This window comes from Streptomyces sp. ITFR-16 (genome assembly GCF_031844705.1).
GTDB lineage: Bacteria > Actinomycetota > Actinomycetes > Streptomycetales > Streptomycetaceae > Streptomyces.
The window spans coordinates 2,884,428-2,899,794 of record NZ_CP134609.1 but is presented as its reverse complement, the minus strand read 5'-3'; the positions used below and the strand labels follow the sequence as shown (position 1 = coordinate 2,899,794).

Sequence of the window (15,367 nt, the reverse complement as noted above, 5' to 3'; positions counted from 1 at the left end):
CCGGATGAGCCAGGATTCCACACCGCGCACCCGGTCACGCGTGACCGGGTGCGCGGTCGCCGCGGCCGCCACTGTCGTGGCCGTGATAGCCGCAGCCCTCTGGATGGCGTTCGCCGTGTCCAGCTTCCTCGACGAACCGGAAATCCCGGCCCCGGAAAAGCTCGGCAAGCAGGTCGGCCTGACGGAGTACCGCCTTCAGCAGGCGTTGAGCGACGGAAAGGTGACCGACCAGGAGATCGCGAAGGCGGCAGGGGGCCCCTGGACGGTCACACGGAACGATGCCGGGACCCGGGTCGTCGTGGGCTACGAGCCGGGACCGGCGTGCTACCAGTTCGAACTGCCACCCTCACCGGGCCCGACGGCGACCGTGCGGCGTTCCCCGGTCGACCACTGTCCGGCTCTCATCAACAAGCCGGAATAGCCGGATCGTCGCCAGACGTGGACTGCCACACAAGGCGACCCGGCTCAGCCGCCGTTGACCTTCTTCGCGACCCGGTCGCCGAGGTCCTGGTCCACGTTGCGCCAGTACTGCAGCGCCCGGTCCAGAACCGGACGGCTCACCCCGTCCAGGAGATGGCCGGAAATGTTCGACACCAGCCGCTCGCGCGCCGCGTCGTCCAGGACCTCGCGCACCATCGTGCCCGCCTGGCCCCAGTCGTCGTCGTCCCGGCGCAGGGTGTACGCCTCGTGCACCATCTCGCCCGCCGTCGACCAGCCCGCCGGCTCGCCGAAGCGCGCGAGGTCCGCCTCCGGACCACCGTACGAGTTCGGGGCGTAGACGGCCCCCGTACGCGACGGCTCGTACCGCATCGGGCCGTCCTTGGAGTACGAGTTGCGCGAGAAGCGCGGCCGGTTCGGCGGCAGCTGCGCGTAGTTCGCGCCGATCCGGTACCGGTGGGTGTCCGGGTACGAGAAGAGCCGGCCGAGCAGCATCTTGTCGGGCGACGGACCGATGCCGGGCACCAGGTTCGACGGCTCGAAGGACGCCTGTTCGATGTGGACGAAGAAGTCCTCGGGGTTCTCGTTCAGCGTCATCCGGCCGACCTCGGTCAGCGGGTAGTCGCCGTGCGGCCAGACCTTCGTCAGGTCGAACGGGTTGAACCGGTAGTCCGGGGCGTCGTCGAACGGCATGATCTGCACGGACAGCGTCCAGCTGGGGTGGTCGCCGCGCTTGATCGAGTCGAACAGGTCGCGGCGGTGTACGTCACCGTCCGTCCCGGCCATCGCGTCGGCCTCGTCCTGCGTGTAGAAGTCGATGCCCTGGTCGGTCTTGAAGTGGTACTTCACCCAGAAGCGCTCGCCGCCGGCGTTCACCCACATATAGGTGTGCGAGCTGAAGCCGTCCATGTTGCGGTAGGTCTTCGGGATGCCCCGGTCACCCATCAGCCAGGTCACCTGGTGGGCGGACTCGGGGGACAGCGTCCAGAAGTCCCACTGCATGTCGTGGTCGCGGACCCCGCTGTCCGGTCGGCGCTTCTGCGAGCGGATGAAGTCCTGGAACTTCATCGGGTCCCGTACGAAGAAGACCGGCGTGTTGTTGCCGACCATGTCGTAGTTGCCCTGCTCGGTGTAGAACTTCAGCGCGAAGCCGCGCGGGTCGCGCCAGGTGTCGGGGGAGCCCTGCTCACCGGCGACCGTGGAGAAGCGGGCGAGCATCGCGGTCTGCTTGCCCGGCTGGAAGAGGTCGGCCTTGGTGAACTGACTGACGTCGTTGGTCACCTGGAAGATGCCGTAGGCGCCCGAGCCCTTGGCATGGACCACCCGCTCGGGGACCCGTTCACGGTTGAACTGGGCCATCTTCTCGATGAGGTAGTGGTCCTGGAGCAGAATCGGGCCGTCGGCTCCGACGGTGAGCGAGTGTGCGTCGCTCTCCACCGGGATCCCTGCGTTGGTGGTGGTGTAGGGGGCGTTCCTGGTCCTGGGTTCCTCGGTCACGAGCGTCCTCCCGTCGGTGGGGGTTTCGGTCAGGTCGCGTCATGCACGACTGAAGTCAACTCCGCGCGAAGGAGGACGGCAACATTTGGTCACCGTCCGTGACGGCCCGGCGACCGCCCGGCCGGGCCGTCCTCGGTCATTGCCCCCGGGTCGGCATCTCGAACCAGACGACCTTGCCGGTCGACAGCCGGGTCGCACCCCAGCGCCGGGCCAGCCGGTTGACCAGGAACAGCCCCCGGCCACCCTCGTCCATGTCCCGGGCCCGGCGCTGCCGGGGCAGCTGCGGGGCGTCGTCGCCGACCTCGCAGCGCAGGATGTCGGTGCGCAGCAGCCGCAGCGTCACCGGCCGCTCCGCGTACCGCACGGCATTGGTCACCACCTCGCTGACCAGCAGCTCGACCGAGTCCGAGAGGTCGTCGAGCCCCCACCGGCTGAGCGCCCTGCGGGCCAGCCTGCGGGCCCGCCCGGGGGCGGAGTCCTCCGGTTCCAGGAACCAGTACGCCACGTCGCTCGGGGCGATCCCGTCGAAGCGGGCGGCGAGCAGCGCGATGTCGTCGTCCCGGTCGCCGGGACCGAGCATGTCCAGCACGTCGTCGCAGAGGGCCTCCAGCGGCGGCGAGTGGTCGGGGCCGGTCAGCCGGGCGGTGGTGGCGAGCCGCTCGCGCAGCTGCTCGATGCCGGTCCAGACGTCCCGCAGCCGCGACTCCACCAGACCGTCGGTGTAGAGGAGGAGCGTGGCGCCCGCCGGGGCATCCAGCTCGACGGCCTCGAAGTCGACCCCGCCGACCCCGATGGGGGCGCCGGGCGGGACCCGCAGCACCTCGGCGTGGCCGCCGAGGTGGAGCAGGACGGGCGGCGGGTGGCCGGCGTTGGCGATGGTGATGCGGTGCGCGACGGGGTCGTACACCGCGTACAGGCAGGTCGCCATGCGGTCGCTGCCGAGCCGCTGGGCCTGCTCGTCGAGGTGGTGCAGGACCTCCTGGGGCGGCAGGTCGAGCCCGGCCAGGGTCTGGGCGGTGGTGCGCAGCTGGCCCATGATCGCGGCGGAGGTCATGGAGTGGCCCATGACATCGCCGACGACCAGGGCGACCCGGCTGCCGGGCAGCGGGATCGCGTCGTACCAGTCGCCGCCGACCCGGGCCGTCTCGGCGGCCGGGAGATAGCGGGAGGCGAGCCGGACCCCGGTGGGCTGGGGGAGCGAGTCGGGCAGCATGGTCCGCTGGAGCTCGTCGGCGATGTAGGCCTCGCGCCCGTAGAGCACGGCCTTGTCGATGCCGAGGGCGGTGTGCGTCGCCAGCTGGGCCGCGACCAGCAGGTCGTTGGCCTCGAACGGCGGGCGCTCGGTGCCGCGCAGGAAGACCGCGGCGCCGATCACCCGGCGCCTGCCGCGCAGCGGGGCCAGGATCGCCCGGTGGCCCGAGGGCACCGTACGGTCCGCGCCGAGCAGCTCCGGCAGGGCGACCCGGGCGGCGGCGGAGTCGCCGAAGACCGGCCGCACCCCGCGCAGCACCTCGGCCAGCGCACCGCCGGCCCGGACCTCGCACAGCTCGGCGGCGGGCGTCAGATCGGCCTGCGGGTCGAGGGCGGGCAGCCGCAGCCGCTCGCTCTCCGGGAGGTTCTCGGTCTCCTCGTCGGTCAGCCGCAGCCGGTCCGAGCGGCGCAGCCGCAGCACGAACGGGTTGACGGGCCGCTCGTCGCCGACCGGCAGCGGGTCGCGGAGGTAGACGAGTATGGCGTCGGAGAACGTCGGCACACTGGCCCGGCACAGTCCCAGCACGATCTCGTCCAGGTCTATGCCCCGGGCGATCCGCCGGGTCGCTGCCCCCACGAAGCGCAGCCGGTCGCCCTCGCGACGGGCAGCCGCCTGCGGGTCCTGGCCCGCCGCGGGGCCGGTGCCGGCCACGGCCGGATTCGGTCCCTTGGCCGGGGCCGGGATCGCCGCGGAGGCGGCGGCAGCCGCCGAGGCGGCATCCCGCTGCCGGGGCCGGGTGCGTTCCTGCGACCGGGCGGCGAGTGGCTGCCGGCCTTCGTGGGAGGTGGGGTGCTCCGTCACGCGTGGGGTTCCGTCCGTCCGGGCCGGTTGTATGAGGCAATCACCTCGTGGGGCGCTACTGTGCCCCGCCAAGAGCGGCAATAACAACGGCTGACTCCGCCTGCCCCGGCCAACGGGGCCGAAACCGGATGTCTGCGCGGGGTGTCGGTGACAACGTTTCCGGAGGCGTGGCGGCGGACAGCGAGCACGTCTCCACCCCCTCGTAGTGGCTCATGCGATGCGGGCAACTCGTGCTGCTCGTACGGCTGATGCGGTCCATGAAGCGTGCGGCGGGTGCGACGACCCGGTGACTCGCGGTCAGGTCGTGTGCCGCACCGGCCGGTTGGGGATCGGCCGCCTTCCTCGGGACGATCCTACGTTTGCCCCCCTGGGGTGCATCAAGGGTCTCATGACGTCATGGCGGAGGGGGTACGGTCCCAGTCATCCGGCAGCCGGTTCCAGTCGTCGGGCAGGACGGGCACGCGCCAGTGCGGATCGGGCCGCCAGTCCTCCCAGCCGTCCCGGAACGGCGTCCCCCAGTCGCGGATGACGCCGACCGCCGCGCGCCCCGCCGCCCGTACCTGCCGTGCGACCTCGGGCGTGATCAGCCCGACCCGCTGGGCCTGGTCGAACTCGTCCTCGTCGCGCCAGAGCCAGCTGCGGTCCGGGTAGACGGAGATGTCGAGGAAGTGGTCCTCGGAGTCGATGCCGCCGGCCCAGCGGGTGCGCGGCTCCTCCAGGTTCACGTACCAGCTGCGGAACTGCCAGCCGCGCTCCCAGAACAGCCAGACCGACCAGGGCTCGCCGGGCCGGGCCAGCTTCAGCACCCCGTTGCCCAGCCAGGGCGAGCGGGCGGTGGTGCGCGGGGCGGTGTACCGGGTGGCGAGCGGCTCGGCGTGCACGTCGGTGCCGTTCGCCAGCACCGGCTTCACGCACTCGGTGCCGGGCGCCACCCAGACGGCGAGCAGTTCCTCGGTGTCCTGGACGACCGTGACCGGACGGCAGATGTGGAACGGATACGGAGTCCCGCCGGCCCCGGGGCCGCGCCCGCGCGGTCCGTTGCCGCGGTAGCGCCACAGGATCTGATCACCCGGCGCCCAGCGCTCGGTCCCTCCGGTACCTGTCATGGAGAGATCTTAGAGGGGCCTGCAATCGGGGGGCGGCCCCTCCGGGCGAGCGCGCCGCCCCGTCGCAGCGGCGCACGTCACGGGCGGGTCATACGCAACACGTCCAGGGCCTCGTCCAGCTGCTCCACCGTGAGGTCGCCGCGTTCGACGTACCCCGACTCCAGCACCACCTCGCGGATCGTCTTCCGCTCGGCGAGGGACTTCTTGGCGACCTTCGCCGCCTCCTCGTAGCCGATGTACTTGTTCAGCGGGGTGACGACGGACGGGGAGGACTCCGCGTACTCCCTGGCCCGCTCCACGTGCGCGGTGATCCCGTCGACCGTGCGGTCCGCGAGCAGCCGGGAGACGTTGGCGAGCAGCCGGACCGACTCCAGCAGGTTCTTCGCGATGACCGGGAGCATCACGTTCAGCTCGAAGTTGCCGGCGGCGCCCGCGGCGGCCACCGTCGCGTCGTTCCCCGTCACCTGCGCGGCGACCATGAGGACGGCCTCGGGAATGACCGGATTCACCTTCCCCGGCATGATCGACGAGCCCGGCTGGAGGTCGGGGAGGCTGATCTCGGCCAGTCCGGTGCGCGGGCCCGAGGCCATCCAGCGCAGATCGTTGGAGATCTTGGTCAGCGAGACCGCGATCGTCCGGAGCTGGCCGGAGGTCTCCACCAGGCCGTCCCGCGCGCCCTGCGCCTCGAAGTGGTCGCGCGCCTCGGTGAGCGGCAGCCCGGTGACCCGGGCGACCTCGGCGATGACGGCGGCCGAGAAGCCGGGCGGGGTGTTGATGCCGGTGCCCACCGCCGTACCGCCCAGCGGCAGCTCGGCGAGGCGGGGGAGCGAGGCGTACAGCCGCTCGATGCCGTAGCGGATCTGCGCGGCGTACCCGCCGAACTCCTGGCCGAGAGTGACCGGTGTGGCGTCCATCAGATGGGTGCGGCCCGACTTCACGACCGCGGCGAACTCGACGGACTTGCGCTCCAGCGAGGCCGCCAGATGGTCCAGGGCGGGGATCAGGTCGCCCGTCACGGCGCCGGTCGCGGCGATGTGGATGGAGGAGGGGAAGACGTCGTTGGAGGACTGCGAGGCGTTGACGTGGTCGTTGGGGTGGACCTCGCGGCCGAGGCGCTCGGTCGCCAGCGTCGCGATCACCTCGTTGGTGTTCATGTTCGACGAGGTGCCCGAGCCGGTCTGGAAGACGTCGATCGGGAAGTGCGCGTCCCAGCGGCCCCCCGCGACCTCCGCCGCCGCGTCCTGGACGGCGTCCGCGATCTCCGGGTCGAGGACCTTCAGCTCGGCGTTGACCTTGGCGGCGGCCGCCTTGATCCGGGCCAGGGCCTCGATGTGGGCCCGCTCAAGGCGCTGCCCTGAGATGGGGAAGTTCTCCACGGCCCGCTGGGTCTGGGCCCGCCACTTCGCGCCGGCCGGGACCTTCACCTCGCCCATCGAGTCGTGCTCGACCCGGTAGTCCCCGCCGGCCGCGATGTCGTCGTTCCGGACCGTTTCGTCACTCATGTGCGTTCAACCTCCTGAAAAAGATGAGCACTTGTCTTGTTCTATGTATTCCCAAGTGGCCTACCGACCAGTAAATACCGGGGGTAACCACAACCGCGGGAGGCGCAATGAGGCGCACGAGATACCGACTGAGATGTACGGTCGCGGCCGCCGCCGCCATGGCGGCCGCGCTCGGCGGGACGGCCGCCGCCGGACCGGCGACAGCCGCACAGCCCGGTACCACCAGTACCGCATCCACCGCCCTGCCGCCGGAGCTGGAGGCCGTCCGCGCCGCGGAGGCCACCCGGCTGTACGGCGACCCGGCCGAGCGCCCGCTCGCCGAGCGCAAGACCGGACTCATCTCGCTCGGCGACAGCGAGATCTCCGGCGAGGGCGTCGGCACGTACGAGGCGGGCACCAACGGGCCCGACAACTGGTGCCACCGCTCGCCCGACGCCGCCATCCACCGCACCGGGATCCCGGCCGACGTCACGTACAACGTCTCCTGCTCGGGCGCGTACACCGGAAACATCGTCATCGGCGGCTCCAAGCAGTACGCCGACGAGCTGGTGCAGAGCGACAGCCTGGCCATCAAGGCGCGCAACACCCGCATCAAGATGATCGTGCTGGTGGCGGGTGCCAACGACGACCTCCAGTTCGGCCCGGTCATGACGGACTGCGTCGAGCGCTGGGTCCTCATCCAGGGGACCTGCCGGCCCAAGTACGAGGGCGGCTGGCAGGCCCGCGTCGACGGACTCGTCCCCAAGGTCGAGAAGACCGTGCGCGACCTGCGCACGGTGATGACCGGCGCCGGTTACGCCGACAGCGACTACAAGCTCGTCGTCATGGGCTACCCGAGCCCCATCGGCCCGGACTTCTACGACAACCCGAACTTCCCCGGCAAGCTTCCCGGCGGCTGCGCCGGATACGACTCCGACGCCGCCTGGGGCCGCAACACCGCCGTCCCCGCCTTCGAGCGCGGCATGCGCAGGGCGGCCGCCGACACCGGAGCCGTCTACCTCGACAACTCGCGCCTCTTCCACGGCCACGAGGTGTGCAGCGAGTCCACCTGGGCCCGCGGTCTCTACATCGACCTGTCGCACTTCCCGCCGGACTCCAACTCGGTGCGCCAGTCCTTCCACCCGAACGCGGCCGGCCACGGCGCCTTCGCCGCCTGCCTGACCCAGATCTACAACTCGGGCCTGCGCGAGGCGAGCTGCGCCGACCCGGCGAGCACCGGCAAGCCGGTCCTCCAGCCCGCCGCCTGGGACGACCTCTTCGAGCCCGTACGCGGCGAGGCGACGGGCAGCTGCCTGGACGCACCCGCCTCCGTCACCCGCAACAACACCGGCGTCACCGGGTGGGAGTGCCACGGCGGCCGCAACCAGGGCTGGTGGTACGACTCCGCCACCAGGACGCTGCGCACGCAGCTGAGCCACGACCGCTGCCTGGACGTCCCGGGCGCCGACTACCGGGCCGGCGCCGCCCTGATCCTCTACAACTGCTCGGGCGCCGCCAACCAGCAGTTCGTCCAGCAGTCGGGCACCCTGCGCCCGGCCGCCTCGACCGGGCTCTGCGCGACCCTGGCGGGGGCCCATGACCCGCTGCGGCTCCAGCCCTGCGACGGCAGCGCGAAGCAGCGCTTCGCGTAACCGCTCAGGCGTGACGGGGAGGGGCGCACGCCCCTCCCCGTCACGCCCCCTCAGCCGGACGTCACGAAGGCGCCCAGGATCGCCGCCAGGTGCCCCGGGTCGTCCGCCCCGCACAGCTCGCGCGCGGAGTGCATCGAGAGCCCCGGCACGCCCACGTCGACGGTCTGCACGCCCAGCCGGGCCGCCGTCAGCGGGCCGATCGAGGTGCCGCACGGCATCGCGTTGTTGGAGACGAACGGCTGCCAGGGCGCGCCCGCCCGCTCGCAGGCCGACGCGAACACCGCGATCCCGGTCGAGTCCGTCGCGTAGCGCTGGTTGACGTTGACCTTGACCGTGGGGCCGCAGTTGGGCAGCGGCTGGTGGCCGGGATCGTGGCGCTCCGCGTAGTTGGGGTGCACCGCGTGCGACATGTCGGCCGAGACGCAGAAGGCGCCGGCCAGCGCCCGCGACCAGTCCTCGGAGCTGCCGCCCCGGGCCGTGACGGACCGGCTCAGGACCCGCTCCAGCATCGGGCTCTGCGCGCCCGTGTCCGAGCCGCTGCCGACCTCCTCGTGGTCGAAGGCCGCCAGGACCGGGACGTACGCGGGCTCCTCGGCGGCCGTCGCGGCGGCGACCAGGGCGGTGACCCCGGCGTGCACCGACACCAGGTTGTCCAGCCGGGGCGCGACCACGAACTCCCGCTCCGCGCCCAGGTACCCGGGCGGCTGGATGTCATGGAGCATCAGGTCCCAGCCCAGCACCTCGTCCGGGTCGGCCTCCGCCGCCGCCGCGACCCGGCGCAGCAGCGCCCCCTCCTCGGCGTCGCCGAGCGACCAGATGGGCGCGATGTGGCGCTGGCGGTCCAGCGCCAGACCCTCGTTGACGGAACGGTCGAGGTGGATCGCCAGCTGCGGCACCCGCAGCAGCGGTTCGTCGATCTGGATGAGCCGGGAGTCGGTCCTGCCGCCGGGGCCGCGCAGCGCGAGCCGGCCCGAAATGCCCAGGTCGCGGTCGAGCCAGGTGTTCAGCGGCACTCCGCCGTAGATCTCCACCGCGATCTGCCGCCAGCCCGCCGATCCGGTGTCCGGGGTGGGCTTGATCCGCAGGTTCGGCGAGTCGGTGTGGGTGCCGACGATCCGGAACGGCGTGTGCGCCGGCGCGGACTCGGGGGCGTACCAGGCGATCAGCGCGCCCCCGTGGACGACGAAGCTGCCGCCGGTGGTGCCCGTCCAGTCGTCGGTGCCCCGCAGTTCGCGGAAGCCCGCCTTCTCCAGCCGCTGGGCGGCGCTCGCCACGGCGTGGTAGGGGGAGGGGCTGGCCCTGATGAACGAGAGCAGGTCGTCTGCGTGGCTGCGGTGGGGAACCGGCGTCATGCGGTGTCCGCCTTTCCGGAGTGGAACGGTGAGGGTGGGCTGCCGTACGGGATCGGACGGCGGGTACGACGGGGGTCGACCGGTACGACGTGGCCGGGGGGTGCGACGGGTGCGCCCGGGAACGGCGGCTGCGCGAGAATGGCTGGATTCCGTCGTACGCGGAATGCCCGGCCCCGGCCCGTCACGGCGGCGGGGGCGTCGGCCGCGCCCGGCGCGGCGCCGCCGTCCGGACCAGGAAGACGGCGGCGACCACCAGGGCCGCACCGTGCGACCAGCCGACGACCGTCAACGGGCTGTAGTGGTCGAGCGCCGCCGCGACGAGGATCATCCCGGCGCCGAAGCCGAGGTTCTCCACCGTCGCCGACAGTCCGAAGGCATGGGCCCGCGGCCCGGCCGGCAGGGTCTGCAGATGCGAGGTGTACGCGACCTCGGTGAGCCCGTCGGCGGCCCCGGCGACCAGGGCGATCACGGCGGTGGCCACCAGCGGGAAGCCCGCGAACGCCAGGATGAAGGCCCCGGACATGACACAGGTGCCGTACCCGAAGCCGCGCGCCCCGACGGACCGGCCCGTGCGCCGCCCGTACCGCTGGATCACCTGTTGCGCCGCGATGTTGCCGAGCGCCCACAGACACCAGAAGGCGCTGACGAACACGGCGGGCCGCGCGGCGTCCAGCTCGCTGGAGTGGACCGGCAGCGCCGCGTTGTGCGAGGAGGAGCCGAGCGCGTCCACCCCGCGCAGCACCACCATCAGCGCGAGCCCGGGGACAGCGGCCAGCGCGACGAACGCGACCGGCATCCGCCGCCGCGCCCTCTCCGTCCCGCCGCGCGCCTCCTCGTCGGCCCGCCCCTTTCCGCCGCCCGCGATCGGCAGCAGGGCCACCGTCACCGCGCAGGCGGCGAAGGTGCCCAGGTCCACCACGAACGCGGCGGTGTACCCGACCAGCGAGACGACGACACCCGCCGACGCGAAACCGGCGACCATGGCCAGCGAACGGCCGGTGATGGACAGCGAGTTGGCCCAGGAGCGCCGCTCCTCACCCACCATCTCCGGGATCGAGCTGCGCAGCGCCACCATGAACAGCGTCCCGCAGGAGCCGACCACCACGGACACGGCGACCAGCGAGGCCGTGCGCAGCCCGGCCGGCGCGAAAACCAGCAGCAGCATCACGGCGGCCTGCGCGATATTCGTCCACAGCATCACGCTCTTTGCCGAGAACCGGGCGAGCAGACCGCCCGCGCCCAGCCCGGCGACAAATCCGGATCCCAGCCGGACGGCCATGAACAGCCCCATCGCCAGCGCCCGGCCCGTCGTTTCGTAGACGAACAGATTGAGCGCCACCATATTCAGGAACGTGCCGTACGAAGAGACGGCGTAGCCGGCCACCAGGAATCGGTAATACCGCTCCCCGCGGGGGGAGTCGGCCGATTCGCCGGGCGGCCGCCCGAGGGAGTGGTCGGTGCCGTGAGTCACCTGTTCATGGTCGCCGGGATACCCGAACTCTCCGCCGTCCTCCCGTATGCACAAAGGTAATCTGCATACTTGTGAAGGACGATCATTCCAGCCCACCGCCCTGTGATTGCCGCGAATCGTCGTCGAACGGCCAAGAGGGGGGAGACCGCCCGCCGGACCAGCCGTGCAGGACGGCGCTCGCCTCCTACCGGCGTGCGCTGGTCGCGGGGGGCCTCCCGCGCGAGGAGGTGGCCGGCTGTCTGCGGGCCCTCCATCTGATGGTGACCGACCGCGACTCACCGGGCTTCATGGTCCCCGTCCCGCCGGAGACGGCCTCCTACGCCGCGCTCGCCCCGCTCCAGGAGGCGATACTCGAACGGCGCCGCACCCTGCGCGCCACCCGCACCACCCTCGCCGCCTTCGAGGCGCTGTACGCCGACGTGCACCGGCAGGAACAGCCCGCGCTCACCCGGCTCTCCGGGGAGGCCGTCATCAGCAAGGCGCTGGAGGCCGGGGTGGCCGGCTGCCGGGAGCAGATCCGCACCGCCCAGCCCGGCGGCAGCCGCCCGGCCGGGGTGCTCCGGGAGGCGCTGACCCGGGACCTGGGCAACCTGCGGCGCGGCATCCGCCAGCGGACCGTCTATCAGCACACCGTCCGCTCGGACCGCACCACGCTCTCCTACATCGAGCAGGTCACCGCGGCCGGGGCCGAGATCAGGACGCTCGCCGAGGTGACCGACCGGGTGATCGTCGTCGACCTCGACCTCGCCTTCGTGCCCTTCTCCGACGAGCCGCACCAGGCGCTGCTCGTCCAGCACCCGGCGCTGGTGCGCTTCCTGGCCCGCGGCTTCGACGAGGCCTGGGCCCGCGCGGTGCCGGTCCGGCCCGAACGGGCGCCGCTGCGCACCCCCGTCGTCACCTCCGACCTGCAACGCGCCATTCTGCAGGCGGTGGTCAACGGTGAGACGGACGCCTCGATCGCCCGGCGGATCGGGATGAGCCGGCGCAGCGTCGCCGAGCACATGCGCAAGGTCTCCGAGCAGCTGGGCAGCACCAGCCGCGCCCAACTGGGCTATCTCGTCGCGACGTCGGGGCTGCTCGACGGCTGAACCCCGGCCGGAGGACGCCCGGCCGGGGTTCAGCCGGGACGGGTCAGCCGAGGCCGGGACCGCGCACCGGGATGCTGGTGAACGTCGGCGCCGGGGCGGGCTCGGTGAAGAAGTCGTTGCCCTTGTCGTCGACGACGACGAACGCGGGGAAGTCCTCCACCTCGATCTTCCAGACCGCCTCCATGCCGAGCTCCTCGTACTCGACGACCTCGACCTTCTTGATGCAGTCCTGGGCGAGCCGGGCCGCGGGACCGCCGATCGAACCGAGGTAGAAGCCGCCGTGCGCGTCGCAGGCGTCGGTGACCTGCTTGGACCGGTTGCCCTTCGCCAGCATCACCTTGGAGCCGCCCGCCGCCTGGAACTGCGCGACATAGCTGTCCATCCGGCCGGCCGTCGTCGGGCCGAACGAACCGGAGGCGTACCCCTCGGGCGTCTTGGCCGGACCCGCGTAGTACACCGGGTGGTCCTTCAGGTACTGCGGCATCTCCTCGCCCGCGTCCAGCCGCTCCTTGATCTTGGCGTGCGCGATGTCGCGCGCCACGACCAGCGGGCCGGTCAGCGAGAGCCGGGTCTTGACCGGGTACTTGGTCAGCTCGGCGAGGATCTCGTCCATCGGGCGGTTGAGGTCGATGCGCACGACGTCACCCGCCTCGTCGAGGTGCTCGTCGGTGGTGTCCGGCAGGAAGCGGGCCGGGTCCTTCTCCAGCTGCTCCAGGAAGACGCCCTCGGCGGTGATCTTCGCGGTGGCCTGGCGGTCGGCCGAGCAGGACACGGCGATGGCGACGGGCAGCGAGGCGCCGTGCCGGGGCAGCCGCACCACGCGCACGTCGTGGCAGAAGTACTTGCCGCCGAACTGCGCCCCGATGCCGATCTTCTGCGTCAGCTCGAAGACCTTCTCCTCCAGCTCCTTGTCCCGGAAGCCGTGCCCGGTCGGCGAACCCTCGGCGGGCAGCTCGTCCAGGTAGTGCGCGGAGGCGTACTTCGCGGTCTTCAGCGCGAACTCGGCGGACGTACCGCCGACGACGATCGCCAGGTGGTACGGCGGGCAGGCCGCGGTCCCCAGCGAACGGATCTTCTCCTCCAGGAACTTCATCATGGAGGCCTCGTTGAGGACCGCCTTGGTCTCCTGGAAGAGGAACGACTTGTTGGCCGAGCCGCCGCCCTTGGCCATGAAGAGGAACTTGTACGCGCCGCCGTCGGTCGCGTACAGCTCGATCTGGGCCGGGAGGTTGGAGCCGGTGTTCTTCTCCTCCCACATGTTCAGCGGGGCCATCTGCGAGTAGCGCAGGTTGAGCTTGGTGTACGCGTCGAAGATGCCGCGCGACAGCGCCTCCTCGTCACCGCCCGAGGTCAGCACGTTCTGCCCGCGCTTGCCCATGACGATCGCCGTACCGGTGTCCTGGCACATGGGCAGCACACCCGCGGCCGCGATGTTCGCGTTCTTCAGCAGGTCGAGCGCGACGAACTTGTCGTTGGACGACGCCTCGGGGTCGTCCACGATCCGCCGCAGCTGCGCCAGGTGGGCGGGCCGCAGATAGTGCGAGATGTCGTGCATGGCCTCGGCGGCCAGGGTGCGCAGCGCCTCCGGCTCGACCTTGAGGAACGTACGCCCGTCGGCCTCGAAGGTGGACACACCCTCGGCGGTGACCAGACGGTACGGCGTGGTGTCCTCTCCCAGGGGGAGCAGATCGGAGTACGCAAACTCTGGCATTACGGCCATTCCTCACTCGGCAGACAGCGGCTGACCACCCTTGGGCAGCGCACCCACCAGGGTAGGACCCCGCACCGGCGCCGACCCTGTGAGGTAAGGCTCACCCGGTTCTCGCGCCCCGGAGCCCCGCCGCGCGCCGCCGCCCCCTAGTCGCGATCTATCGCGTTTGGGTACGCTGGGCCGGTGGACCTCGAAAAGCACCCCCAGCAGCCCACCGCAGCGGCGGAACCCGACGGCATCCGCGCCTCCGACGCGGACCGCGACCGGATCGCGGACATCCTGCGGGAAGCGATGGCCGAGGGCCGGCTCACCGCCGACGAGCACGCGGAGCGGGTCGATTCCGTCTACCGCGCCAAGACCGTCGGCGAACTCGAACCGCTGGTACGGGACCTGCCGGCGCCGGGCGGCAGCACACGGCCGGCCGTCGGTGCCCCGTACGCGCACACCCCCGCCGAGACGTCCGGCCCCGCCGACAACCTGGTGGCGATCTTCAGCAGTTCCACCCGCAAGGGGCGCTGGCGGGTCGGCGGGCGCACGAACGCGTTCTCACTGTTCGGCAGTGTGGAAATCGACCTGACCGAGGCGCTTTTCGGCCAGCGGCTCACCGTGATCAACGCGACCTCCGTCTTCGGCAGCGTCGAGATCCGGGTTCCCGAGAACATCTCGCTGCGCGGCAGCGGAACGGGCATTTTCGGCAATTTCGAAGTCGTCACCCTGGAATCCGCCGATCCCGAGGCCCCGGTGGTCGTCGTCAACGGATATTCGGTGTTCGGAAGCGTCGAGGCAAAGCCCAAGCGCGGCAAGTTCATTGCCGATCTCCAGGACCGGCTGCGCAAACATCTCGGCCACTGACGGCCGCGCGGGGCCGCGACGGAGTGCGGAAGAGGAGTACGGCACGGGGTGCCCGGTGAGGCCGAAAAGGGGCTCGACCGTAATTCCGCACTCCGGACCTGAGTACCACTCAGTGCATAGGCGCGCGCACAGCGGGTAGGGAGTGCTGCATCGTCTCTTCTCGCTCGCGAAGCCGTCGTCAGGAGTGGACCGTGCTGCAACTGCCGCATCAGCCCCTGCAGGTCGCCGCCGTTCCTCCCCAGCGGACCCCCGCTCGGGAGGACCAGGCAGGCCCCTGGCACTCGGAGGCGGTGTGCCGCCGGGACGAAGCCGGGCTGTTCTTCGCCCCGTCGAAGGAGCCGACAGCTGCCCGGCTCTCGCGCGAGGAGTCCGCGAAGCGGGTCTGCGCGCGCTGTCCGGTCATGGTCGAGTGCCGGGAACACGCCCTCATGCAGCCCGAGCCCTACGGCGTGTGGGGCGGCCTCACCGCCGCCGAACGCCGTGTGGCGCTCGCCCGCCGCAGGCGCCGCGAGGCGGAGCTCAAGGCCTCCGGCGCCACCGACCGCGTCGCCGCGGCCGGCTGAGCCGGATCCGGACCCGCGAAGAGGCGCCCCCACCGCACATGGGGGGCGCCTCTTCGCGCGGATCGGGCGGGTCCGCCGCTCCGGTCTGCGGTGCGGCTGCGTC

General features: G+C 71.7%; 12 protein-coding genes. 5 read left to right on the top strand and 7 right to left on the bottom strand.

Translation table 11 applies throughout. From position 1 onward, the window contains the following. Positions 1-4: 4 nt before the first annotated feature. A complete protein-coding gene (locus RLT58_RS12730) occupies positions 5-421 on the top strand; it encodes a hypothetical protein (protein ID WP_311310509.1) in 417 nt (138 codons plus the stop codon). Positions 422-465: 44 nt separating this feature from the next. On the opposite strand, the gene RLT58_RS12725 is transcribed toward RLT58_RS12730, so the two are convergent. The 4 genes from RLT58_RS12725 to RLT58_RS12710 form a co-directional block, all read right to left on the bottom strand. Beyond that, the gene (locus RLT58_RS12725; RefSeq protein ID WP_311310508.1) at positions 466-1,935 is read right to left on the bottom strand and encodes a catalase; all 1,470 of its coding nucleotides are present in this window, start codon (positions 1,933-1,935) and stop codon (positions 466-468) included. 136 nt (positions 1,936-2,071) lie between these two features. Next, entirely contained in the window at positions 2,072-3,988 is a 1,917-nt protein-coding gene (locus RLT58_RS12720; protein WP_311310507.1) for a SpoIIE family protein phosphatase, read from the bottom strand. Positions 3,989-4,374: 386 nt separating this feature from the next. Continuing rightward, positions 4,375-5,094, bottom strand: coding sequence for a cytidylyl-2-hydroxypropylphosphonate hydrolase (locus RLT58_RS12715; RefSeq protein WP_311310506.1), 720 nt, complete (start codon positions 5,092-5,094; stop codon positions 4,375-4,377). 77 nt (positions 5,095-5,171) lie between these two features. Further along, on the bottom strand, positions 5,172-6,596 hold the full coding sequence (locus RLT58_RS12710; RefSeq protein ID WP_311310505.1) for a class II fumarate hydratase: 1,425 nt from the start codon (positions 6,594-6,596) through the stop codon (positions 5,172-5,174). 107 nt (positions 6,597-6,703) lie between these two features. On the opposite strand from RLT58_RS12710, the gene RLT58_RS12705 reads away from it, so the two are divergent. Then, positions 6,704-8,227, top strand: a complete 1,524-nt coding sequence (locus RLT58_RS12705; RefSeq protein WP_311310504.1) for a ricin-type beta-trefoil lectin domain protein — start codon at positions 6,704-6,706, stop codon at positions 8,225-8,227. Positions 8,228-8,277: 50 nt separating this feature from the next. Here the strand turns inward: RLT58_RS12705 and RLT58_RS12700 are convergent, their stop codons facing one another. Further along, positions 8,278-9,579: a M18 family aminopeptidase gene (locus RLT58_RS12700; RefSeq protein WP_311310503.1), complete on the bottom strand. Its 1,302-nt coding sequence runs from the start codon at positions 9,577-9,579 to the stop codon at positions 8,278-8,280. Between the two features lie 181 nt (positions 9,580-9,760). Further along, positions 9,761-10,963 (bottom strand): MFS transporter, encoded by a 1,203-nt coding sequence (locus tag RLT58_RS12695; RefSeq protein ID WP_311314501.1) that lies wholly within the window; start codon positions 10,961-10,963, stop codon positions 9,761-9,763. 158 nt (positions 10,964-11,121) lie between these two features. Here RLT58_RS12695 and RLT58_RS12690 point away from each other — a divergent pair, with 158 nt between their 5' ends. Further along, positions 11,122-12,138, top strand: a complete 1,017-nt coding sequence (locus tag RLT58_RS12690; RefSeq protein WP_311310502.1) for a LuxR C-terminal-related transcriptional regulator — start codon at positions 11,122-11,124, stop codon at positions 12,136-12,138. A 43-nt stretch (positions 12,139-12,181) separates the two neighbouring features. Here the strand turns inward: RLT58_RS12690 and RLT58_RS12685 are convergent, their stop codons facing one another. Next, complete coding sequence (locus RLT58_RS12685) at positions 12,182-13,858, bottom strand: fumarate hydratase (RefSeq protein ID WP_311310501.1); 1,677 nt, start codon at positions 13,856-13,858, stop codon at positions 12,182-12,184. A 174-nt stretch (positions 13,859-14,032) separates the two neighbouring features. Here RLT58_RS12685 and RLT58_RS12680 point away from each other — a divergent pair, with 174 nt between their 5' ends. Continuing rightward, positions 14,033-14,701, top strand: coding sequence for a DUF1707 SHOCT-like domain-containing protein (locus tag RLT58_RS12680; protein WP_311310500.1), 669 nt, complete (start codon positions 14,033-14,035; stop codon positions 14,699-14,701). A gap of 191 nt (positions 14,702-14,892) precedes the next feature. Further along, positions 14,893-15,264: a WhiB family transcriptional regulator gene (locus tag RLT58_RS12675; protein WP_311310499.1), complete on the top strand. Its 372-nt coding sequence runs from the start codon at positions 14,893-14,895 to the stop codon at positions 15,262-15,264. Positions 15,265-15,367: the final 103 nt, after the last annotated feature.

What these genes read in the sequence shown, in the direction of transcription:
- RLT58_RS12730 (WP_311310509.1), top strand. Translation starts at nt 5, where the DNA reads ATGAGCCAGGATTCCACACCGCGCACCCGGTCACGCGTGACCGGGTGC.
- RLT58_RS12715 (WP_311310506.1), bottom strand. Translation starts at nt 5,094, where the DNA reads ATGACAGGTACCGGAGGGACCGAGCGCTGGGCGCCGGGTGATCAGATC.
- RLT58_RS12710 (WP_311310505.1), bottom strand. Translation starts at nt 6,596, where the DNA reads ATGAGTGACGAAACGGTCCGGAACGACGACATCGCGGCCGGCGGGGAC.
- RLT58_RS12705 (WP_311310504.1), top strand. Translation starts at nt 6,704, where the DNA reads ATGAGGCGCACGAGATACCGACTGAGATGTACGGTCGCGGCCGCCGCC.
- RLT58_RS12700 (WP_311310503.1), bottom strand. Translation starts at nt 9,579, where the DNA reads ATGACGCCGGTTCCCCACCGCAGCCACGCAGACGACCTGCTCTCGTTC.
- RLT58_RS12685 (WP_311310501.1), bottom strand. Translation starts at nt 13,858, where the DNA reads ATGGCCGTAATGCCAGAGTTTGCGTACTCCGATCTGCTCCCCCTGGGA.